Origin of the sequence: Nocardioides bizhenqiangii (genome assembly GCF_034661235.1) — a bacterium.
In the GTDB taxonomy this organism is placed as follows: domain Bacteria; phylum Actinomycetota; class Actinomycetes; order Propionibacteriales; family Nocardioidaceae; genus Nocardioides; species Nocardioides bizhenqiangii.
On sequence record NZ_CP141059.1, the window covers coordinates 426,295 to 446,398 of the forward strand.

The following is a 20,104-nucleotide window of genomic DNA, read 5'->3' on the forward strand; positions in this document are numbered from 1 at the left end:
CACGTTGGAGACCGCCGCCGCGAAGCGTTTCTCGTGCGCCGCCGCCAGCGTGCTGCGCGACGAGCCGGTGGCCGGCACCGCCACACACGTCCGCACCTGGATGCTGCTCGAGCACTCGGGCCCCTGGGGCGACGACGCGCTCCTCGACGCCCGCCTCCCGGACGGCCTCGGCGCGTCCCTCAAGCAGCAGGCGAAGACCTACCGCGCCAAGATCCTGCTCGCCCGGCGCGCGCGGGCGAAGAGAGATCCCGAGCGGCTGAACGTGTACGTGGCCGACGCCCATCCCCGTCTCCCGCGGGTCGAGCACGGCACCGTCGGGGATCTCCGTGAGGTGCTCGACCTCGACCTCAGCTCGTTCCGCGAGGGGGGCTCGGCCGGGCTGGAGCCCTACGACGGCGCCCTCTTCTGCGTCTGCACCAACGGTCGTCACGACGCCTGCTGCGCGGAGTTCGGCCGGCCCGTCGCGATGGCGCTCGACGACGCGCACCCCGAGGAGACCTGGGAGGTCTCGCACATCGGCGGCGACCGCTTCGCGGGGAACCTGGTCGTGCTGCCGGAAGGCCTCTACTACGGGCGTCTCGACCCTCAGCGCGCGATTGGCGTCGCGGGTGCACACGTCGCCGGCGAGCTGGACCTCGACCACCTGCGCGGCCGGTCGTCCTACCCGATGCCGGTCCAGGCCGCCGAGCACCATCTGCGGCGCCGGGTCGGAGCCACCCGGATCGTCGACGTCGAGCTGGTCCGACACACGGTCGACGGCGACGTCAACGCGGCCACCTTCGTCGTGGGAGGGGCGACCTACGCCGTACGCGTCCGGACCGTCCTCGACCCGGCGAGCGCCACGAGGCTGACGTGCAAGGCCCACCGTGACAACCCCATCCCGCGACACGAGCTGTTGTCGGTCGAGCGGACGTCGTGAGCGCTCGACAGCGACCAGAGCGACGAGAGCGATGAGTTGGTGAGGCGACGGCGGTCCACCCGGCCATGGGAATCGTGACCGCAGACATCGCCATCACCCTCGACGGCTACGGAAGCGGAGCAGCGCAGAGCCTCGCGCGCCCCTTCGGCGAGCTCGACGACGAGCGGCTCCACAGCTGGATGTTCGACCATGCTGCCGAGAACGCCACGGAGGTGGATGCCATCGTCGACGCGGGCGCCTTCGTGATGGGCCGCAACATGTTCACGCCCGGCCGGGGCGACTGGGACCCGGACTGGCGTGGGTGGTGGGGCGATGACCCGCCGTACCACGCGCCGGTCTTCGTGCTGACCCATCACGAGCGGGAACCGGTCGTCATGGAGGGCGGCACCACCTTCCACTTCGTCACCGACGGGCCGGATGCCGCGCTCGGTCTCGCCCGAGCGGCCGCGGGCGACCGCAACGTTGCGATCGCCGGTGGTGCGTCGACGATCAACGCCTACCTTGCGGCCGACGCCATCGATGAGCTGCGGCTGCACGTCGTGCCGTTCACGTCCGGACTCACCGAAGGGTCGCGGATGTTCGACGGCGTCCCGGCGCTCGCCCTGGAGTCAGTGGGCGCACGGCACACGCCGCACGTCACCCACCTCACCTACCGCCGGGCCTGACCGTCCGGCCGTCGAGTAGCCCGAGCGCCCTGGCCCGAGGGCATATCGAGGCGCCCGCAGCCAAGACCCGACCGTCCCTGCCGTCGGCGGGCACGTCACCAGGTCTCGATACGCGCGTCGCCGGTTCGTTCCTCACCCGCGGCGCTACTCGACCTTCGCGCCGGATCGGCGCCCGTCCTCGTTCCTCGGACGGGCGGCCGCGCGCTCGAACGCGACGACCTCGCCGACGACCGCGACGCGGACCCGCTCACCAGGTGCCGGGACCGAGGTGGCCGGGGTACGGGCCGAGAGCTCCTCACCCGAGTCGAGACGCACCCGCACGGTGGCGTCATGGCCGTAGAAGCTGATGTCGACGACCTCGGCCGGCGCACCGTCCGTCGCGTCCGTGCCGGCCGCGTCGTCGGGCCGGATCTGGATCTGCTCCGCGCGGACGGCGAGCCGCACCGGTCCGGGGCGGGTTGCTGCCCGGAGGCGGAGGACGCCCAGCGCGCAGTCGGCGTCGGTGCCGTGCGCGACCAGGCCGTCGAGGAGCGAGGCGTGGCCGAGGAAAGCGGCCACCCGAGGGTCGGCCGGGGTGAGGTAGACCGTCGCGGGGGTCCCGACCTGCAGGAAGCCGCCGTCCATCATCACGGCCACCTGGTCGGCGAGCGAGAGCGCCTCGCCCTGGTCGTGGGTCACGAGGACGGCGGCGGCGCCGGCGGTCCGCAGCGCGCGGGCGACGGCCCGTCCGGTGTCCTCGCGCAGCGCCGCGTCCAGCGAGGAGAACGGCTCGTCGAGGAGTACGACGCGCGGCCGCGGCGCCAGCGCCCGGGCCAGCGCGACGCGTTGCTGCTGCCCGCCGGACAGCTCGTGCGGGTAGCGGCTCGCCAGGCTCGTCGGCAGCTCGACCAGCTCCAGCATCTCCGAGACCAGGTCGGCACCCCGTCGCTCCGACCGTGAGAGCCCGAACGCCACGTTGCCCGCCACGCTGAGGTGCGGGAAGAGCGCGCCGTCCTGGGGCACGTAGCCGAGGCCGCGGAGGCGGGCGGGGACCGGACGGGGCCCGCCGACGACCGGGGTGCCCGCCACGACCACCGAGCCCGCGGTGGGCGTCACGAACCCGGCGACCGCGCGCAGCAGCGTGGTCTTGCCGCACCCCGACGGCCCGAGGATCGCGGTGATGCCGTCGGCGACCACCAGGTCGAGGTCACGGAGCACGGGGGTGCCGCCGTAGCCGGCCGCGAGCCCGTGGACCTCCAGGGCGGCGGTCAGTTCCTTGGAGATCACGACGTGCTCCCGAGGCTCAGCCGGCCCAGCAGCCAGGTGGACGGGATGGACAGCACCACCAGCGCCAGGCCGTAGGGAGCCGCGGCGCCGTACGCGATCGAGGACGCATCGGACCAGAAGCGGGTCGCGAGGGTGTCGGTGCCGGTGGGGGCCAGCAGCAGGGTCGCGGTGAGCTCGGTCGCCACCGCGAGCGCGACCAGGGCCGTGGCAGCGGTCAGGCCGGGCAGGACCAGCGGCAGCGTCACCCGTCGGGCAACCGACGGCCCGGTGCAACCGAGGTTGCGCGCGACGTCCTCGAGCCCGGGCGGCACCAGCTCGAACGTCGACCGCACGCTGACGACCGCCCGCGGCAGGAACAGGATCGTGTAGCCGATCAGGAGCACGACCAGAGTCTGGTACAGCGACGGCACCACCCGGATGGAGACGGTCACGAGCGCCAGCGCGATGACGATCCCCGGCATCGCGCTGGCGGTGTAGACGCTGCGCTCGATCGCCGTCGTCAACAGCCCGCGGTGCCGGACCGCCAGCCAGACGACCGGTACGGCGACGGCGGTCGCCATCAGGCCGCCACCGAGTGCCAGGCCGAGGGTGGTCCAGATCGCGCCGGTCAGCTCGCCGACGTCGACGGAGCTCGAGGTGCCCCGGACCAGCCAGCGCACCAGGGCCACGATCGGCACCGCCAGCGCCCACAGGGCGAGGGCGGCCAGCGCGCCGACGACGGGCAACCGGAGTCGTCCGAGCCGGATCCGGTGCGGCACGCCGCTCGCTCCGGAGCCGACCCGTGCGCGGCGGCGACGGCCCCGCAGCAGCAGCTCCAGACCCAGCAGCAGCAGGCAGAAGGTGACCAGGACCAGCGCGAGCAGCGTGGCCTCCGGCCCGTTGAAGACGGTGGCGTACTGCTGGAGGATCGCGGTCGTCAGGGTCGGGTAGTTGAGCAGCTGGAGGGCGCCGTACTCCGCCAGCAGGTGGAGGCCGACCAGCAGCGCACCGCCCAGGACCGCCGGGCTGACGGCGGGGAGCGTCACCCGGGTGAAGACGCTCCAGCCGCTCCGGCCGAGCGATGTGGCGACCTCTTCGACGGACGGGTCGAGCCGGCGCAGGGCGGCGACCGTCGGCAGGTAGACCAACGGGTAGTACGACAGTGTCACGACCATCACGGCGCCCGGGAACGACTGCACGGCGTGGGTCGTCGACACCCATCCGTAGCCGTTGACGAACGCCGGTACGGCGAGCGGGGCGCACATCAGGCCGTGCCACCAACCCCGGCCCGGCACGTCGGTCCGCTCGACGACCCAGGCACCGGCGACGCCGATGAAGGTGCTGGCCAGGACCCCGGCGACGAGCAGGCGCACCGTGTTCCAGAGCAGCTCGCCGATCCGTGGCCGCCACAGGAAGTCAGTGGCCTCGCGGGGGCCGAGCTCGGCGGTGGTCCAGAGCACGTAGCCGAGCGGCACCAGGGTCAGGGCGGCGACCGCGAGACCCACCGCGAGCAGCAACGGTGAGGCGCCTCCGGCCAGCTGCCGCGGGCGTCTCGTCTCCCGCACGGGTGCGGTGAGGGTGCCGCTCAGAGGAAGCCGACCTCCGTCATCAGGTCGACGACGGCCTCGGAGTCGAGGTCGGACACGTTGACCACCGGGGGCTCGAGCTCGGCGAACGGCTTGACGCCCTTCTCCAACGTGACTGCAGGGTTGAGGGGGTACTCCAGGGCATAGCTGTCGGCGAGGGTCTGCTGACCCTCCTCGCCGACGAGGAACTCCATGAACTCCCGGGCCTCGTCCTTCATGTCGCTCGACTCGAGGATGCCCGCGCCGGACACGCTCAGGAAGGCGCCGGGGTCCTGGTCGGTGAAGTAGTACTGCTCGCTGTTGTCGCTGAGGTCGCCGCCCTCGACCCGGTCGCGCTCCCAGTAGTAGTGGTAGACGATGCCGACCTCTGACTCGCCGGCGTCGACCGCCTCCAGCACGACGTTGTTGCCGTCGTAGACGGTGCCGTTCTCCTCGATGCCCTCCAGCCAGGCGCGGGTGGCGTCCTCGCCCTCGAGCTCGAGGATCGCCGCGACGATCGCCTGGAAGTCGGCGCCCGTCGGCGAGAAGGAGATCCGGCCGGCCCACTCCGGGTCGGCGAGGTCGAGGATCGACCCGGGGAGCTCGGAGGGGTCGACCAGGTCGGTGTTGTAGACGAGCACGGTCGACCGCGCCACGAACCCGGTCCACAGCCCGCTGCGCGGGCGGTACTGCTCCGGGATCACCTCGAGGATCTCGGCGGGCAGCTCCTCGAACAGGCCGGCCTGCTCGACCTGCGACATCGCCGGGGAGTTCTCGGTGAGGAACACGTCCGCGTCCGATGCGTCGCCCTCCTGGACCAGCTGGTTGGACAGCTCGAGGTCCTTGCCGTGACGCAGCTCGACCTCGATCCCGGACGCCTCCTCGAACGCGGGTGCGATCTCGTCGAGCAGCTGCTCGTGCTGGGCGTTGTAGATCACCAGCTTCGGCTCGTCCTCGCCGCAGGCGGCGAGGAGCGGGAGGGCGAGGGACAGTGCGGCCAGGCTGACGGCGGCACGGACGTGGATCATCGGGTTTCCTTGCTGGGGGTGTCGAGCTGTGGGTGGGAAGCGCCGAGGCCGTGCCAGTGGCGGCGGCCCAGGACACGCCCTCGGTCCGAGACGTGGTCGACGAGCCGCCACACGGCGATGCCGACCAGGAGTGAGGCGAGCAGCCCGGCGACGGGCAGCCGGTGCTCGAAGTGGGGATAGACCTGCCAGTGGGTCAGGTAGACGTAGAGGGAGGCGCCCGCCACCTGGCCGACCACGCCGATGAGGGCCCGCGGGAAAGGCACGTACGGCAGCCAGACCAGCGCCAGCAGGCCGAGCGCGATCGTCGCCTCGCGGACCGGGTCGTCGCAGAAACCGACCAGGCCGGCGACCAGCAGCGCCGAGAGCAGCAGTCGGTGGCCCGCGTGACGTGCCCGGGTGGCGGCCCAGCCGCCCGCGAACAGCCAGGCCACGAACAGCGACGAGTGGATGAGGTCCCCGTCGTACCCGCTCGCTGTCGCCCAGAACCGCGGGACCAGGCCGGCCACGACGAGCCCGACGGCGAACCAGTACGGCGACCGCCGCTCCCACGCCGCGACCCGGGCGACGGTCGTGAGCGCGCCGGCGCCGACCAGCAGGTAGACGAGCACCTCGATGAACCAGAAGTGCCACTCGGGCTCGTGCCAGGTGCGGCGGCCGATCGCGTCGTTGAGGAGCAGGACGTTGCGCCAGCCGTACTGGCCGCTGATCAGCAGGACCGCCGCGACCCAGAGCGCGGTGGGGACGGCGATGCGGGCGATCGAGCGGGTGAGGTTGCGCCGGCGCTCACTGCGCTCGGCGCCCGCCAGATGGAAGCGCGCGAAGTTCGCGCCGGCGACGGCCAGGAGCACGTGGGCGCCACCGGCGAGCACGAACAGGTTGGTGTGGCTGCCGACGATCATCACGATCGCCGCCGCGCGCAGCAGGATCCCGGTGTCGAGCCGCACCCAGCGCGAACGGCGGGCGCCGGCCGCCGACGCGGCGAGGTCGCCGATCGTCCGGTCCGGCCAGTCCGACGGCAGGCGTCCGAGTCGACTCTCCAGACGCAGCGAGAGCTCGACGTAGGACAGTGAGTCGCCGCCGAGACCCGTGAACGTGTCGTCCGCGGTGACCCGGTGCCGGCCGAGCACGGCGGCGTACACCGCCGTCAGCGCGTCGACCGGCGACAACGCGCGGACGTCGGCACGCGGCGCCTCGAGCCGGGACACCGCGGCCTGGTCGACCTTGCCGTTGGGCAGTCGCGGCACCGCAGCGACGGGTACGACGGCGACGGCGTGCTCGGGCAGGCCGGTCGCGGCGACGGCTGTCGCGGCGGCCTCGTCGATCGCGAACCGGTCGGCCTCGCCCGCAAGGGCGACCACGAGCCGGGTCGCGTCGGCGGACTCGGCGCAGGCGACCTCGTGGTCGTCGAGGGTGAGCAGGTTCTCCACTCGGTCGAGGTCGATCCGCTTCCCGAAGAGCTTGGCGAATCGCGAGCTGCGACCGACGACCTCGAACAACCCCGCGTCGTTCTGCCGGGCCAGGTCGCCGGTGCGCAGCTCGGTGAGCTCCGCGCCGCGGGCCAGGTCGGCGGTGCCGTGGGCGTAACCCATCATCACGTTCGGGCCCGTGTAGACCAGCTCGCCGACGCCGGCGGCGTGCCCGACCGCACCGTCGACGGGCTCGAGGTGCAGCGCGCCACCGGGGATCGCGACGCCGATCGCGCCGGGGTGGGCATCGGTCAGGTCCGGGGGCAGGTAGGCCATCCGGGCGGTCGCCTCGGTCTGGCCGTACATGACGATCAGGTCCCAGCCCTCGCGCCGACCGCGCTCGGCGACGGCGGCGACCCGGTCAGGAGCGAGCCGGCCACCGGCCTGGGTGACCTGCCGCAGGGTCGGCAGTGCCGGCCAGCCGGCGGTGTCGAGCAGGTCGAAGGTGAACGGCACGCCCGCGAACGACGTCACCCCGGTCGCCCGCGCCAGGTCCCAGAGCGCCGACTCGGCGACGGAGAGGTCGGTGAGCACGAGCGAGGCGCCGACCGCGAGGTGGCTGTGCAGCACCGAGAGGCCGTAGCAGTAGTCGAGGGGGAGCGTGGTGATCGCCCGGTCGTCCGCGGTCAGGCCGAGGTAGGACGCGATCGCTCCGGCGTTGCTCTCGATGTTGCTCCGGGACAGGCGGACCAGCTTGGGCGAGCCGGTGGATCCGGAGGTGCTGAGCAGCAGCCGCAGGTCGGGGTGAAGGACCGGGTCCGGTCGGCCGGTCGCCGTGAAGCCGCCGTCGGCCCAGGTGGTGCTCGCGCCGTAAGCCCGGGCGAGCACCTCGTCGTGGGACAGGAGCACGGCGTGGCCCCCTGCGAGCGCGGCCAGGTAGGCGACGACGAACTCGATCGTCGGCGCCGGGACCAGGCCGACCAGCCGCTGGGCGGACCCGAGCCGGGCCCGCGCCCGGGCGACCCGGTCCGCGAGGTCGTCGTACGACACCACCTCGTGGCCGGCGACCAACGCGGGCCGTCCGCCGTGCTGCGCGAGGTCCGCCGCGAACCCGACGCCCGTGCGGGGCCGGGTGGCGCGATCGGGCGCGCTCGTCGGCAGCGGGGGCGTCACCCGTTCAATATAAGGCTAGCCAAACCAACGTTAGGCATCGCTCACCAAAACGGCCCGGCGGCGCTGGTTGCGGTGCGCGCGCGAGCCCCGGGAACCCAGTTGTCAGCCTGCGACGCGTGTCAGCCGGAAGACCGGGATCACCCGGTCGGTGCGCTCGGCGTACTTGTCGAAGTTCGGCCACAACGCCCGCATCGTCTCCCACGCCTGCTCGCGCTCCTCACCCACCATCTCGCGCCAGGTGACCGTGTAGTCCTGCCGCCGGTAGCGGATCTTGACCGTCTCGGCCGCCCGGAGGTTGGCGACCCAGATCGGCGGCTTGGGGGCGCCGAAGTAGGACCCGGCGATCAGCCACTCGTCGCCGTCCGGGACGGTCAGCAGGTTGGTGGACCGGGGGATGCCACTCTTCCGGCCCGGCACCGTCAGCACGACGTTGGGCAGGCCGGCGATGTCGAGGATGCCGTAGCGGTTCTTCGTGACCTTGTGAACCAGGTTGTCGGTCCAGACGATCTGGGGGAGCAGCTTCGGCATCCACGAGATGGAGCCGATCTTGATCGCGACGGGGGTGAGCAGGCCCATGCCCGAAAGGTAGACGAAAGGACCGTTCCGCGGTCGGCCGCCCGCTTGATGAGCGCCAGATGAGAGCCTCATCGAGGTCTCATCCGGCGTTCCTAACGTCGTCGACGTGCTCACGACCACTGCTGCTCCCGTCTCGGCAACCCGAGCTGCTGATCCTCGAGTGCCCGCGCGGCCGGCCCTCTCGGCCCGGACCGCGCTGCTGGCGTCGCTGACGTCGTTCGGCCTCGTCATCCTGATCGGTCTCGCCATGACCGGCGGGACCCCGGGCCCGGGCGGGCTCGACGCGTCCAGCGCAGGGTTCCGGGAGTGGGCGGTGAGCCACACCTGGACGCAGCAGCCGCTGTTGTGGGTCGAGTGGGCGTTCGACAAGCACACCTTGCAGTACTGGATGCTGGCGCTGGCGGCCCTCCTGCTGCTGCGGCGACAGGTCCGCGAGGCGCTCCTCACCGTCGCCGTGATGTGGACGACGCTCGAGCTCACCGGTTGGGCGAAGGCGCTGTTCGGCCGCGACCGGCCGCAGTGGCAGGCCCCCGACCACTTCCACGCGTCCGGCTCGTTCCCGTCGGCCCACGCCTCCGGTACGGCGGCGCTGATGGGCCTGGTGCTCGTGTTCGTGGTCCTGCGGAGCCGGAACGCGGCCGTCCGCCTGTGGGGCACGGTCGTGGTCACCGCGACGGTGCTCGCCGTCTGCCTCGACCGGCTGTTCCTCGGCCGGCACTACCCCAGCGACCTCGCGGCGGGCGTCCTGCTCGGCGGCGGCATGGTGCTGGTCGCCATGGCGTTCGTCTCGGTCCAGGCACGCGAAAGGGGCACCACCCTTGCCCGGGTGGCGCCCCTTCAGGATCGCGAGCGGGTGCTGGTCAGCCGATCTGCCTGACCAGGGTGCCGCCGGCGAACTTGTCGTGCCAGCCCTGGTGGTTGGGCTGGTCGCTGTTCAACGTGACCGCGATGAAGATCATCGCGGCAATGGGTGCTGCCCAGCCGAGGAAGAACCAGCCGATGATCGGGATGATGCTCAGCACACCGAGCGCGGAGTAGGCGTTGCGCTTCGCAGCCTGCTCGACCGTCGGGTTGCTGACCCCGTCGGGGCCGTAGGTGCGGAGCTTCATGATCATCTTGCCCACGGTCTGTCCGCGGTTCGACTCCAGCAGCGTGAAGTAGGCCAGGTAGAGCGCGGCCTGGAGGATCGCGATCAGCGTGTAGAAGATGAACTGCTCGCCGAACGAGTTGCTGAAGCCCGAGTAGATGATCGCGCTGAGGATGATGAAGATCGGCACGTAGACCACGCCGAGAATCACGTGGTCGATCAGCCGGGCAAGGAATCGGTTGAGAAGCTCACCCGGGCGTCCTGCGCCCGCCGGCTGTCCGCCGGGAACGCTGCCCCCAGCGGGGTAGCCGCCATCGCCCGGGGGCGGCGTCGGCGGTCCGGGCGGCGGTGTGCTCGGGGGGCCGGGAGGGCCCGGAGGCTCTGGGGGCATGGACATGTGCTGCTCCTAGCTGTTTGGCGGAAGGACGCTGGCATCGAGAGTCAGGTCCGTGCACTGCGGCCAACCATAGAATGACCGACGCCGGTCCGAAACGGTGCCAACTCGGCGTTTTGGGCTTTCGGCGCGTTCGCCCCGGCCATCCACGACCTCCGGCCCGCGGTTGTAGCGTGGCCGGACCGTGATGACACACCGCCTCGCGCTCGCTCTCGCCCTCCCGCTCCTGATCGCCGCCGGCTGCGCGGAGGACGGACCGGACGCCGCGGATCCCTCGGCCGCCTCGACCGCCACTGCGGACGAGTCGCAGCTCGAGGACATCGACTACCCCGACGAGGGGGTCGACCTCGTCGACCGCCCGGAGCTGGAGGGTGCCTACCAGCAGGCGCTGCAGACCTACGTGGACTTCGAGCGCGGACGGAGGCAGGCCGCCCGCGAGGGCGAGGTCGGGCGACTGCTGTCGCTGAACGGCACCGCGTCGGTCGTCGACCCCTACCGCGAGGCCTTCGCGGCGTACTCCGACGGGACGTACGACGGCGACGTGGTGATCGAGTTCCTCGAAGCCCGGCCGCGCGACACGGTGCTCCGGCTCGACATCTGCGTCGACGCCACCCGGCTCGTCGTACCCGACGGCGCCCCCACCCAGCTGGGCGAGGCGACCCGGGCGCCGCAACGGATCGAGGTCACCAACATCCTCGGACCCTGGCGGGTCACCGAGGTCGCATCGGTCGACGGCTCCTGCTGACCTGACGGATCAGGCCGTCGCGGGCACCCGGAGCGCGTTGCCGTCGTGGACCGCGAGCATCCGCTGGACGGTCTCCGACCACGGGTACTGCTCGGCGCGTCGGCGAGCCGCCGTACGACGGTCGGCTCGCGGTCTCGCTGCCACCGCGAGGACGGCGTCTGCGAGAGCCTCCGGCTCGGGCGGGGCCCAGGCGCCGGACCTGGTGTCGATCAGCTCGCGGGCGCCGCCGCGATCCGCGGTGACCACGGGTGTGCCGCTCGCCAGCGCCTCGAGGACGGCCAGTCCGAATGTCTCGGTGGGGCAGACCGAGAGCGCCACGTCGGCCGCGGAGATCCGGCGGCTGAGCTCCTCGCGCCCGTCCACGAAACCGTGGAAGACGACGGGAGCGGACCCGGCGATGGCCTGCAGCTCGTCGAGGTGCGGGCCCTCGCCGTACACATCCATCCGCAGTGGTACGCCGCGCCGGTGCAGCTCGACCGCCGTCGCGACGGCCAGGTGCGGTGACTTCTCGCGAGAGAGCCGCCCGACGTGAGCCAGCCGCAGCACGCCGTCGTCGGGCGGGGTGAGGTCGTGCGGCCGGAACGTCGCGAGGTCGACTCCGAGAGGCACCCGCTCGACCGGGCAGCCCACCGCGTCGGCCACCCGCTGGAACTCGTTCTGGGCGTAGCGGGAGGTGACGACCAAGGTGTCGAAGCTGCGGACCACCAGCCGGTTGACGACGCCGATGGACACCTTCGAGGTCGTGGGCCTGCCGCTGCGCTTCGCGAACATGTCGGTCAGCTGCTCGTGGGAGAGGCAGACCGACCGGACGCCCGCCCGCCGCGCCCACCAGGCGACCGGGAGCAGCGTGAGCTTGTCGTTCCACTCGATCGACGTGGGCGCGAACCGCTCGAGGAGATCGACGAGTCGCCACGGTTCGACGATCAGCCGGTAGCCGCTGCCTACGTGCGGTGCTCGCACCTGGGCGACGACGCCCTCCTCGCTCTCGCTGACCGAGTCGGCGGGCCCGGGGATGACGAGCAGTCGGCCGACCCCGGCGTCGACGTACCCCCGGCCGAGCTCGGTCAGCGCGGTCTTCATCCCGCCCGATGCCGCGCCGACGAAGTTGGCAAGCTGGGCGATGCGCACGCTCGGCACCTTCCCGCCCTCCGGTGAACGACCGGCGACACCGGGGTGGAGGTCGCGTGGCGAGGCACAACCGCGCTTGCGCCCCTGCAGCGTGTTGACGTGCGCGCCAAGATGGATGCGTGAGCAACCCGGAGGCGCGACCAGACGAGATCGTGTGCACCGGCGCTGACGCGCCGAGCGTGGAGATCATGGTGCCGCGGGAGGTGCCGCTGGGCGGCCCGCGGGCGATGACGGTACGACGAACCCTGCCGCAGCGGGAGCGGAGCCTGATCGGCGCGTGGTGCTTCCTCGACCACTACGGGCCGGACCCGGTCGCGGAGTCGGGCGGCATGTCGGTGGCTCCGCATCCGCACACCGGGCTGCAGACCGTGAGCTGGCTGTTCGAGGGGGAGATCGAGCACCGCGACAGCGCCGGGCACCACGCGATGGTGCTGCCGGGCGAGGTCAACCTGATGACCGCTGGGCGCGGCATCAGCCACTCGGAGGTGTCGACCGGAGCGACCACGACGCTGCACGGCGCCCAGCTGTGGGTCGCCCTGCCCGACGCGAGCCGGGACGCCGACCCCGGGTTCGAGCACTACGTCCCGGAGCAGCTCGTCAGCGACGGCTGGCAGGCGAGGGTGTTCATCGGCTCGATGCTGGGGCACACGTCGCCCGTGTCCACGTACACGCCGTTGCTCGGTGCTGAGCTGTCCCTCGAGCCCGGAGTCATCCTGCCGCTCGAGGTGGACCCGTCGTTCGAGCACGGGATCCTGGTCGACCAGGGGTCGGTCACGGTCGACGGACTGACCGCAAAGCCGGCCGACCTCGCCTACGTGCCACCGGGTGACGGTCTGATCGCGCTGGTGGCCGGCGACGACGGCGCGCGAGTGCTTCTGCTCGGCGGCACCCCGTTCGGCGAGTCGATCGTCATGTGGTGGAACTTCGTCGGCCGCACCCACGAGGAGGTGGTCGGCTACCGCGAGGAGTGGCAGGCGCAGATCACCCGCGACGGCGTTGTCGTCCCCGACTCCACCGAGGTCGCCGACGGCCGGTTCGGCGTGGTCGCCGACGACCACCTCCGCCCGATCCCCGCTCCCGAGCTCCCGAACGCCCGGCTCAGGGAACGGCGCTAAAGGGAGGCCCACGATGGGCATCGAGCTGAACCACACGATCGTGCACGCATCCGACAGGGACGCCACCGCGACCTTCCTCGCCGACATCCTCGGCCTACCCGAACCCCAGGAGTACGGACCGTTCCGGGTCGTCGAGCTCGCGAACGGCGTCAGCCTCGACGTCGTCCAGGACTCCGGGTCGTTCCAGCCGCAGCACTACGCGTTCCTGGTCGGCGAGGACGAGTTCGACGCCATCCTCGGCCGGATCAAGGAGCGTGGCCTCACCTATTGGGCCGACCCGTTCCACCGGCAGGCTGGTCGGGTCAACCACAACGACGGAGGCAGTGGCGTCTACTGGGAGGACCCCGACGGCCACAACCTGGAGATCATCACCGTCCCGTACGGCGGCGGCTGACGCCGGACGACCCAGCCCGGCGCTGTCGGTGGACACCGGCATGATCAGCACCCATGGACACGGTCACCGGCGAGGACGGCATCACCCGCTGTGCGTGGGCGGGCGCACCGGGGCCGATGCGCGACTACCACGACGACGAGTGGGGCCATCCGGTCGTGGGGGAGTCGGCGTACTTCGAGCGGATGACGCTCGAGGCGTTCCAGTCGGGTCTGTCGTGGGCCACGATCCTCGCCAAGCGGCCGGCCTTCCGCGAGGTCTTCGCCGGCTTCGACGCCGACGCGGTCGCCGACTTCGACGAGACCGACGTCGAGCGGCTGATGGGCGACGCGCGGATCGTGCGCAACCGCAGCAAGATCGAAGCCACGCTGCAGAACGCCCGGGCGATCATCGCGCTTCGCGACGACGGCGGGCTCGAGCGGCTCATCCTCGGCTTCGCCCCGTCGACGCCGCCCCCCGCGGACGCCACCACGTCGACGGAGTCGGTCGCGATGGCGAAGGACCTCAAGCGACGGGGATTCGCCTTCGTGGGTCCGACCACCGCGTTCGCACTCATGCAGGCCCTCGGACTCTTCGACCCGCACGTGCCGGGCTGCCACCGGCGGAAACCCGACTGAGGTGTGAGGCGCTCGGGCCCCGGTGGCGCTACGGTGCCTGACCATGACGCGTGTGCACGCCTTCTCCGACGACGCCCTCGGCGACCTCGACGCGGTCGGCCTCGTCGAGCACCTCCAAGCCGGCAAGGTCTCGATCCCGGAGGTGGTCGACGCTGCCATCGCGCGCACCGAGCAGGTGGCGGACGTGCTCGGTGCGGTCGCCTACGCCGACTTCGACCGGGCGCGGCGCGAGGCTCGCAGCCCCCGCGGCGGGTTCTTCGCGGGCGTGCCCACCTTCATCAAGGACAACGTCGACGTCGCCGGGATGCCGACGATGGAGGGCACCGACGCGTGGACGCCGCACCCCGCGAAGAAGGACGGCGACTTCGCACGGATGTACCTCGCGACCGGGCTGATCCCGCTCGGCAAGACCCAGCTCTCGGAGTACGGGTTCAGCGCCAGCAGTGAGCACCCCCGGCTGGGACCGGTCCGCTGCCCATGGCACACCGACCACACCGCCGGCGCCTCGAGCGCCGGTTCGGCCGCGCTGGTCGCGGCCGGCGCGGTGCCGATGGCCCACGCCAACGACGGCGGCGGCTCGATCCGGATCCCGGCCGCGGTCAACGGCCTGGTGGGGCTCAAGCCGAGCCGCGGCCGGCTCGCGCAGGACGCGGCGATGCGGCAGATGCCGGTCAAGATCGTGGCCGACGGGGTGGTGACCCGCAGCGTCCGCGACACGGCCGCGTTCTTCCGCGAGGCGGAGCGGGTCTACCGGCCGCTGGAGATGCCGCCGATCGGCGACCTGACCCGCCCCGGCCGCAAGCGGCTCCGGATCGCGATGAACACCACCGGCCTGGCGCGCGGCGCCGACGCCGAGGTCACCCGGCTCACCGAGCAGACGGCCCGCCTCCTGGAGGACCTCGGACACACCGTGATCGAGGTCGAGGCACCGGCGCCGGAGACGTTCGCCGACGACTTCCTCCTCTACTGGGGCGGACTCGCCCTCGCCCTGCTGAACGGCGGGCGCCGGCTGCGCGGCCGGACGTGGAACCGCGACCATCACGACGCGCTGACGGTCGGGCTGGCCCGCCACGCCCGCCGCAACCTGCACCGGATGCCCGGCGCGATCATGCGGCTGCGCCGCAGCAACCACGACGCGGCCCTCTTCTTCGACAAGTACGACGTCAGCCTGACGCCCACCCTGGCGACCCCCACGCCGAAGGTCGGGCACCTCGATCCGAGCAGGGACTACGAGGTCGTGATCGACCGGCTGCAGGACTGGGTGACCTTCACCCCGCTGCAGAACGTGACCGGTACGCCGGCCATCTCGCTGCCCCTGGCAACCGCCTCGAACGGGCTGCCGCAGGGCATGATGCTGGGCTCCGGATTCGGTCAGGAAGCGGTCTTGATCGAGCTCGCCTACGAGCTCGAGCAGGCCCGGCCGTGGGCCCGGATCCAGGACTGATCCGGCTTCGGGGATCGGGCGTGCCGGGCGATTTCGTCGAACCGCCGCGCGGCCGGTATTGTTCTGCGGCGTTGCCCCTTTAGCTCAGTCGGCAGAGCGTCTCCATGGTAAGGAGAAGGTCTACGGTTCGATTCCGTAAAGGGGCTCTGGGAGATCAAACCCTGGCGGGGTAGCTCAGGTGGTTAGAGCACACGGCTCATAATCGTGGTGTCGCGGGTTCGAGTCCCGCCCCCGCTACGCCAGACGACCAAGACGCACAACAACCAGACAGCAGCAAGGACTTCCCGTGGCCAGCAAGAGCTCCGACGTTCGCCCCAAGATCACGCTCGCGTGCGTGGACTGCAAGGAGCGCAACTACATCACGAAGAAGAACCGGCGCAACGACCCCGACCGCCTCGAGCTGTCGAAGTTCTGCCCGCGTTGCCGCAAGCACACCGAGCACCGCGAGACGCGTTGATCGTGCGCCCTGCCTGACGGCAGCGGCTGACCGACCCGGCTCCCCCTGGGAGTCCGGGTCGTTGTCTTTTCACGTCCCGCAGTCGGACCGTTCCCAGCGCGGGAGGTCGCGCACGTCGTAGTGCGCGAGCGTCGGTACGACGGGCCGCCCGCCGTCCAGGAAGTACGGCGCCGCGGTCGTCTCGCTCACCACCCAGACCCGGCCGCGGGCGTAGGCCACCCCCTCGGCGCCGGGGTGGAACGCGAAGCGCCGCCGCGGACCCGCCCACAGCTCGCCGCAGTAGGTGTTGGAGCGCGTGAACCACACCTGCGCCGGGCCCGGTCCCAGGTCCGCCCAGAGGGCACCCTGGCCCGCCGAAGGACCGAGCTGGACCGCCGCCGCGTCGTCGGGGGTGAGGTCGAGCCGCCCGCTCTCGAAGAGCACCCCGGGCTCGAACCAGTGCAGGGGCCACCGCCGCTCCCCGTGGAAGCCGCCCACCCCGAGCCGGCCGCGGTCGTCGTGCACGAGGAACGAGCCCCGCACCTCGTCGACGAGGTGCCACACCCGCCGCACGTCGAACGTGTCCGGGTCGAGCAGCCAGACCTTGGTGAACTGTGAGATCCACAGGCCGTGGTCGTCGAGGCTGAGTCCGCCGGCATGACGGCAGCTGGCCGGCCCGCGCGGCGCGAGCCCGGCCCGGATCGGCGCCCGCTGGGCCAGCTCCTTCCCAGTGCGGAGATCGAGCCGGACGACCCGGCAGGTGTCGGAGCCGACCCGGGTCCGCCCCCGGTCGTAGCCGCTCACCCATGCGGTCCGGCCGCGCACCACCAGCCCCTGCGGCACGAAGGTCTCACTGGTCGGCGGGAGCCAGGCGCCGGCGCACAGCGCGTGGTCGTTGGGGACGGGATCGAGCGGACCGTCGACGTACGACGGCGCCCGGCCGGCCACGTCGTCGTACGAGACCGGGCCGCAACCCTCCAGCGCCGGGGTGCGCGGCTCCTCGCTGTCGGCCTCGCCGGAGCAGCCGGTGAGCCCCATAACCGCCGCAGCCAGCGCCGCGGCCACCGCGCGAGCCGACATGCTCGCCAGTGTGCACCCCGGGGGCCGAGAAGGGGCGGGGCACGCCCCCTAGGGTGGGGGCATGCCGATCGACTCGTCGCTCATCGGCCGGGAGTTCCCGCCGACCCCGCCGCTCGTCGTGACCGCGGCGGAGGTGACGTCGTTCGCGTCGGCCACCGGGTCGGAAACGCGGCGGGTTCCGGCGACGTTCCCGATCGTTGTCACGTTCCGGGCGCTGCTCGGCTTCCTCGAGGCCGAGCAGGTCGAGCTGGCGCGGATCGTGCACGGCGAGCAGAGGTTCACCTACGAGCGGCCGATCGTGATCGGCGACGAGCTCAGCGCCACCCTCAGCGTCACCGGGCTGCGGCAGATCGAGGGCACCGACATCCTGCGCACCACCAGCACGATCACCGACGCCGCCGGCGAGCTCGTCTGCACGGCCGGCGCCACCCTGGTCCACCGGGCGGATGCATGAGCGCGCTGACGGCGGGCACCGAGCTCGCGCCGCAGGAGTTCGTCGTACGACGCAGCGATCTGGTCGCCTACGCGGACGCCTCCGGCGACCAGAACCCGATCCACCAGGACGAGGCGATCGCCCAGCTGGTCGGACTGCCCGGGGTGATCGCGCACGGGATGTACACGATGGCACTGGCCGCGCGCGCGGTCGCGACCTGGACCGACGACGCCGAGGTCGTCGAGATCGGGTGCAAGTTCACCGCGCCGGTGGTGGTGCCGGCCGAGGGCGGTGCGACGGTGCGGATCGCCGGTGTCGTCAAGAGTGTCGCCGACGGCCGCGCGACCATCGCGCTCGACGTCACCTGCGCCGGCGAGAAGGTGCTCGGCGCCCCGAAGGCCGTCGTCCGTGTCGGCTGACCGCCGCCGCCTCGCCGACCACACCACCCTGCGGCTCGGCGGGCCCGCCCGTGCGTGGGTGCGGGCCACGACCGAGGACGAGCTGGTCGCGGCGGTGTCGGCCGCCGACGCCGCCGGTGAACCGGTGCTGGTGCTCGGCGGCGGCAGCAACCTGGTGGTCGCCGACGAGGGCTTCGACGGCACGGTCGTGGAGGTCGCGACCCGCGGCGTCCACGCCGACGTCGGCGACGGAGGCGACCCGACCTGCGGCGGCGCTGTGGTGACCGTCGCCGCGGGGGAGACGTGGGACGACCTGGTGGCCCACGCCGGCGAGCAGGGCTGGGTCGGCGTCGAGGCGCTGTCGGGGATCCCCGGCTCGGTCGGAGCGACGCCGATCCAGAACGTCGGCGCGTACGGCCAGGAGGTCGCGCAGACGATCGCCTCGGTCCGGGTGTGGGACCGCAAGCTCAACGGCATTCGCACGTTCGCGGTGGCCGACTGCGGGTTCGGCTACCGCACGTCGCGGTTCAAGATCGACCGGTACCCCGGTGATGCAGCCCATGGCGCCCGGCACCTGGTGCTGTCGGTGACCTTCCAGCTGCGGCAGGGGTCGCTCGGCGCCCCGGTCGTCTATGCCGAGCTCGCCCGCTCCCTCGGCGTCGAGCCCGGGCAGCGCGCGCCGCTCGCCGACGTGCGTGACGCGGTGCTCGGCCTGCGCAGCGGCAAGGGGATGGTGCTCGACCCGTCCGACCACGACACCTGGAGCGCCGGCTCGTTCTTCACCAACCCGGTCGTGCCCGCAGCGGATGTGCCCGAGGGCGCGCCGACCTGGCCGACGGCGGACGACGGCCTGGTGAAGACCAGCGCTGCCTGGCTGATCGAGCATGCCGGGTTCGGGAAGGGCTATGGGCTCGACCGCGGGCGGGCCGCCCTGTCGACCAAGCACACCCTGGCCCTGACCAACCGCGGCGGAGCCACCGCGGCCGACCTGCTGTCGCTCGCGCGGGAGGTCCGCGACGGCGTCGCGGCGGCGTACGGGATCACGCTGGTCAACGAGCCGGTGCTGGTGGGTTGCTCGCTCTGAGCCCTGCGGCTACTGCTCGGCGCCGGCGAAGAGCCAGATCAGCAGGCCGAAGAAGGCCAGCACCAGGAGCAGCGCCAGCACCGCGAGCAGGATCCCGATCAGGCCCATGATCCAGCCCGCGATCGCCTGTCCGCGGTTGTTGTAGAGATCGGGTCGGTTGCGGACGGCCTTGCTGGCCCAGAGACCGACACCGACCGCCACCGGTGAGCAGACCATCCCGGGCGCCGTCAGGCCTCCCGTCGGCAGGGAGAGGATCGCGGAGACGAGACCGACGATGCCGAGGATCATCGACCACAGCGCGCCCTGGTGGGTCTGCTGACCGGTGACCTGCTGGTACTGCGCGGGCACGCCGTACGCCGGCGGGGGTGGTGGCGGTGGCGGTGGTAGCGGCGCAGCACCCCACGGCGGGCTCGCCGGCTCGTCGGGCGGCCTCGGTGGGGTCAGTCCGGGCTGGTCGGTCATCCGGCGATCCGCATCAGGCGGACCAGGTTGGCGACGTACGGCCGGGTGCCTTCCTCGTCGAGCGCGGGCGTGGGGGTGGTGATCAGGGAGATCACGATCCGGTAGCCCCACTCGGCCGCCGCACGGGGAGTGAGGGCGTCGTCGGACGTCCCCGCCGACCCCGCCGACCCCGTGGACGCGGCCTGGCTCAGTGCCCGCCCGAGCTGGTCCTCGAACAGCGTGACCACCCGTTCGACAAGAGCGCCGGACTCCGTCGTCAGTGCCGGGAGGATCAGCTCGGGGTGCTCGCGCAGTGCCTTCTGGAGCAGCGCGTGCCCGCGCCCGTACTCGACGACGAACACGATCGCGTCGACCAGGTGCGCCTCGAGGTCGTCGCTGCGGCGCAGCAGCGGCACGGCGGCGCCGAAGAACTGGTCGAGCTCGCGATCGAGGATCGCGGCGACGATCGCGGCCTGGTCGCCGACGTACTTGTAGACGGTGGGCCGCGAGATCCCCGCCCGCTCGGCGATCATCGCGTGCAGTCGCGCGTCCAGCCCCTCGGCCAGCAGGCAGTCGGTGGCGGCATCGAGGATCCGCTCCCGGATCCGCGCGGCGGCGTCCGGATCGGAGGGACCCGGACGCAGAGGAGTGACGCTCGCCATGACGGAATGGTACGGCCCCTTGACCGGTCGTTGACGAAATGCGAAAGTACGTAAACAACTTCGCCGGACATT

Annotated in this window: 22 protein-coding genes and 2 tRNA genes; 14 read left to right on the forward strand and 10 right to left on the reverse strand. The window is 72.1% G+C overall.

The window, feature by feature from the left end; all coding sequences use genetic code 11:
- Positions 1-4 precede the first annotated feature (4 nt).
- Together SHK19_RS02090 and SHK19_RS02095 are read left to right on the forward strand one after the other, a co-directional pair.
- Positions 5-919, forward strand: a complete 915-nt coding sequence (locus SHK19_RS02090; RefSeq protein ID WP_322937708.1) for a sucrase ferredoxin — start codon at positions 5-7, stop codon at positions 917-919.
- 65 nt (positions 920-984) lie between these two features.
- Complete coding sequence (locus SHK19_RS02095) at positions 985-1,584, forward strand: dihydrofolate reductase family protein (protein WP_322457631.1); 600 nt, start codon at positions 985-987, stop codon at positions 1,582-1,584.
- A 144-nt stretch (positions 1,585-1,728) separates the two neighbouring features.
- Here SHK19_RS02095 and SHK19_RS02100 read toward each other — a convergent pair whose 3' ends face one another.
- The 5 genes from SHK19_RS02100 to SHK19_RS02120 form a co-directional block, all read right to left on the reverse strand.
- Complete coding sequence (locus tag SHK19_RS02100; RefSeq protein ID WP_322937709.1) at positions 1,729-2,850, reverse strand: ABC transporter ATP-binding protein; 1,122 nt, start codon at positions 2,848-2,850, stop codon at positions 1,729-1,731.
- The gene (locus SHK19_RS02105) at positions 2,847-4,394 is read right to left on the reverse strand and encodes an ABC transporter permease (protein WP_322937710.1); all 1,548 of its coding nucleotides are present in this window, start codon (positions 4,392-4,394) and stop codon (positions 2,847-2,849) included. Before SHK19_RS02105 ends, SHK19_RS02100 begins: the two co-directional genes overlap by 4 nt.
- Before the next feature lie 20 nt (positions 4,395-4,414).
- Complete coding sequence (locus SHK19_RS02110) at positions 4,415-5,422, reverse strand: iron ABC transporter substrate-binding protein (protein WP_322937711.1); 1,008 nt, start codon at positions 5,420-5,422, stop codon at positions 4,415-4,417.
- Complete coding sequence (locus SHK19_RS02115; protein ID WP_322937712.1) at positions 5,419-8,001, reverse strand: AMP-binding protein; 2,583 nt, start codon at positions 7,999-8,001, stop codon at positions 5,419-5,421. The genes SHK19_RS02110 and SHK19_RS02115 overlap by 4 nt, the downstream gene beginning before the upstream one ends.
- Before the next feature lie 102 nt (positions 8,002-8,103).
- The gene (locus SHK19_RS02120) at positions 8,104-8,577 is read right to left on the reverse strand and encodes a nitroreductase family deazaflavin-dependent oxidoreductase (RefSeq protein WP_322937713.1); all 474 of its coding nucleotides are present in this window, start codon (positions 8,575-8,577) and stop codon (positions 8,104-8,106) included.
- A gap of 106 nt (positions 8,578-8,683) precedes the next feature.
- Here SHK19_RS02120 and SHK19_RS02125 point away from each other — a divergent pair, with 106 nt between their 5' ends.
- Complete coding sequence (locus SHK19_RS02125) at positions 8,684-9,454, forward strand: phosphatase PAP2 family protein (protein ID WP_322457637.1); 771 nt, start codon at positions 8,684-8,686, stop codon at positions 9,452-9,454.
- Here SHK19_RS02125 and SHK19_RS02130 read toward each other — a convergent pair.
- The gene (locus SHK19_RS02130) at positions 9,438-10,061 is read right to left on the reverse strand and encodes an RDD family protein (RefSeq protein WP_322457638.1); all 624 of its coding nucleotides are present in this window, start codon (positions 10,059-10,061) and stop codon (positions 9,438-9,440) included. The two genes, SHK19_RS02125 and SHK19_RS02130, sit on opposite strands and share 17 nt — an antisense overlap.
- Before the next feature lie 184 nt (positions 10,062-10,245).
- Here SHK19_RS02130 and SHK19_RS02135 point away from each other — a divergent pair, with 184 nt between their 5' ends.
- Positions 10,246-10,803 (forward strand): hypothetical protein, encoded by a 558-nt coding sequence (locus SHK19_RS02135; protein ID WP_322457639.1) that lies wholly within the window; start codon positions 10,246-10,248, stop codon positions 10,801-10,803.
- A gap of 9 nt (positions 10,804-10,812) precedes the next feature.
- Here the strand turns inward: SHK19_RS02135 and SHK19_RS02140 are convergent, their stop codons facing one another.
- Positions 10,813-11,931, reverse strand: coding sequence for a glycosyltransferase (locus SHK19_RS02140; protein ID WP_322937714.1), 1,119 nt, complete (start codon positions 11,929-11,931; stop codon positions 10,813-10,815).
- Between the two features lie 119 nt (positions 11,932-12,050).
- Here SHK19_RS02140 and SHK19_RS02145 point away from each other — a divergent pair, with 119 nt between their 5' ends.
- The 7 genes from SHK19_RS02145 (at position 12,051) to rpmG (ending at position 15,955) form a co-directional block, all read left to right on the forward strand.
- Positions 12,051-13,046, forward strand: a complete 996-nt coding sequence (locus SHK19_RS02145; protein WP_322457641.1) for a pirin family protein — start codon at positions 12,051-12,053, stop codon at positions 13,044-13,046.
- Between the two features lie 13 nt (positions 13,047-13,059).
- Entirely contained in the window at positions 13,060-13,440 is a 381-nt protein-coding gene (locus SHK19_RS02150; protein WP_322457642.1) for a VOC family protein, read from the forward strand.
- 53 nt (positions 13,441-13,493) lie between these two features.
- A complete protein-coding gene (locus tag SHK19_RS02155; RefSeq protein ID WP_322937715.1) occupies positions 13,494-14,054 on the forward strand; it encodes a DNA-3-methyladenine glycosylase I in 561 nt (186 codons plus the stop codon).
- 43 nt (positions 14,055-14,097) lie between these two features.
- Positions 14,098-15,498, forward strand: coding sequence for an amidase (locus SHK19_RS02160; protein ID WP_322937716.1), 1,401 nt, complete (start codon positions 14,098-14,100; stop codon positions 15,496-15,498).
- A gap of 73 nt (positions 15,499-15,571) precedes the next feature.
- A tRNA-Thr gene (locus SHK19_RS02165) sits at positions 15,572-15,644 on the forward strand.
- A 17-nt stretch (positions 15,645-15,661) separates the two neighbouring features.
- Positions 15,662-15,735, forward strand: a tRNA-Met gene (locus SHK19_RS02170).
- 49 nt (positions 15,736-15,784) lie between these two features.
- Positions 15,785-15,955, forward strand: coding sequence for a 50S ribosomal protein L33 (rpmG, locus tag SHK19_RS02175; RefSeq protein ID WP_118923003.1), 171 nt, complete (start codon positions 15,785-15,787; stop codon positions 15,953-15,955).
- 69 nt (positions 15,956-16,024) lie between these two features.
- On the opposite strand, the gene SHK19_RS02180 is transcribed toward rpmG, so the two are convergent.
- Entirely contained in the window at positions 16,025-17,014 is a 990-nt protein-coding gene (locus SHK19_RS02180; RefSeq protein WP_322457645.1) for a hypothetical protein, read from the reverse strand.
- Between the two features lie 61 nt (positions 17,015-17,075).
- Here SHK19_RS02180 and SHK19_RS02185 point away from each other — a divergent pair, with 61 nt between their 5' ends.
- The 3 genes from SHK19_RS02185 to SHK19_RS02195 are packed head-to-tail and all read left to right on the forward strand — an operon-like array spanning position 17,076 to position 18,929.
- Positions 17,076-17,468, forward strand: a complete 393-nt coding sequence (locus SHK19_RS02185; protein ID WP_322457646.1) for an FAS1-like dehydratase domain-containing protein — start codon at positions 17,076-17,078, stop codon at positions 17,466-17,468.
- The gene (locus SHK19_RS02190) at positions 17,465-17,866 is read left to right on the forward strand and encodes a MaoC/PaaZ C-terminal domain-containing protein (protein ID WP_322457647.1); all 402 of its coding nucleotides are present in this window, start codon (positions 17,465-17,467) and stop codon (positions 17,864-17,866) included. Before SHK19_RS02185 ends, SHK19_RS02190 begins: the two co-directional genes overlap by 4 nt.
- Positions 17,856-18,929, forward strand: a complete 1,074-nt coding sequence (locus tag SHK19_RS02195; RefSeq protein WP_322937717.1) for a UDP-N-acetylmuramate dehydrogenase — start codon at positions 17,856-17,858, stop codon at positions 18,927-18,929. Before SHK19_RS02190 ends, SHK19_RS02195 begins: the two co-directional genes overlap by 11 nt.
- Positions 18,930-18,938: 9 nt before the next feature.
- Here SHK19_RS02195 and SHK19_RS02200 read toward each other — a convergent pair whose 3' ends face one another.
- Together SHK19_RS02200 and SHK19_RS02205 are read right to left on the reverse strand one after the other, a co-directional pair.
- Positions 18,939-19,391, reverse strand: coding sequence for a DUF4190 domain-containing protein (locus tag SHK19_RS02200; protein ID WP_322937718.1), 453 nt, complete (start codon positions 19,389-19,391; stop codon positions 18,939-18,941).
- Positions 19,388-20,032: a TetR/AcrR family transcriptional regulator gene (locus tag SHK19_RS02205; protein ID WP_322457650.1), complete on the reverse strand. Its 645-nt coding sequence runs from the start codon at positions 20,030-20,032 to the stop codon at positions 19,388-19,390. Before SHK19_RS02205 ends, SHK19_RS02200 begins: the two co-directional genes overlap by 4 nt.
- Positions 20,033-20,104 lie beyond the last annotated feature (72 nt).

Bases quoted from the DNA above. Each gene is read 5' to 3' on its own strand.
- SHK19_RS02095 (WP_322457631.1), top strand. From the start codon at position 985: ATGGGAATCGTGACCGCAGACATCGCCATCACCCTCGACGGCTACGGA.
- SHK19_RS02110 (WP_322937711.1), bottom strand. From the start codon at position 5,422: ATGATCCACGTCCGTGCCGCCGTCAGCCTGGCCGCACTGTCCCTCGCC.
- SHK19_RS02120 (WP_322937713.1), bottom strand. From the start codon at position 8,577: ATGGGCCTGCTCACCCCCGTCGCGATCAAGATCGGCTCCATCTCGTGG.
- SHK19_RS02130 (WP_322457638.1), bottom strand. From the start codon at position 10,061: ATGTCCATGCCCCCAGAGCCTCCGGGCCCTCCCGGCCCCCCGAGCACA.
- SHK19_RS02135 (WP_322457639.1), top strand. From the start codon at position 10,246: ATGACACACCGCCTCGCGCTCGCTCTCGCCCTCCCGCTCCTGATCGCC.
- SHK19_RS02150 (WP_322457642.1), top strand. From the start codon at position 13,060: ATGGGCATCGAGCTGAACCACACGATCGTGCACGCATCCGACAGGGAC.
- SHK19_RS02155 (WP_322937715.1), top strand. From the start codon at position 13,494: ATGGACACGGTCACCGGCGAGGACGGCATCACCCGCTGTGCGTGGGCG.
- SHK19_RS02160 (WP_322937716.1), top strand. From the start codon at position 14,098: ATGACGCGTGTGCACGCCTTCTCCGACGACGCCCTCGGCGACCTCGAC.
- SHK19_RS02180 (WP_322457645.1), bottom strand. From the start codon at position 17,014: ATGTCGGCTCGCGCGGTGGCCGCGGCGCTGGCTGCGGCGGTTATGGGG.
- SHK19_RS02185 (WP_322457646.1), top strand. From the start codon at position 17,076: ATGCCGATCGACTCGTCGCTCATCGGCCGGGAGTTCCCGCCGACCCCG.
- SHK19_RS02190 (WP_322457647.1), top strand. From the start codon at position 17,465: ATGAGCGCGCTGACGGCGGGCACCGAGCTCGCGCCGCAGGAGTTCGTC.
- SHK19_RS02200 (WP_322937718.1), bottom strand. From the start codon at position 19,391: ATGACCGACCAGCCCGGACTGACCCCACCGAGGCCGCCCGACGAGCCG.
- SHK19_RS02205 (WP_322457650.1), bottom strand. From the start codon at position 20,032: ATGGCGAGCGTCACTCCTCTGCGTCCGGGTCCCTCCGATCCGGACGCC.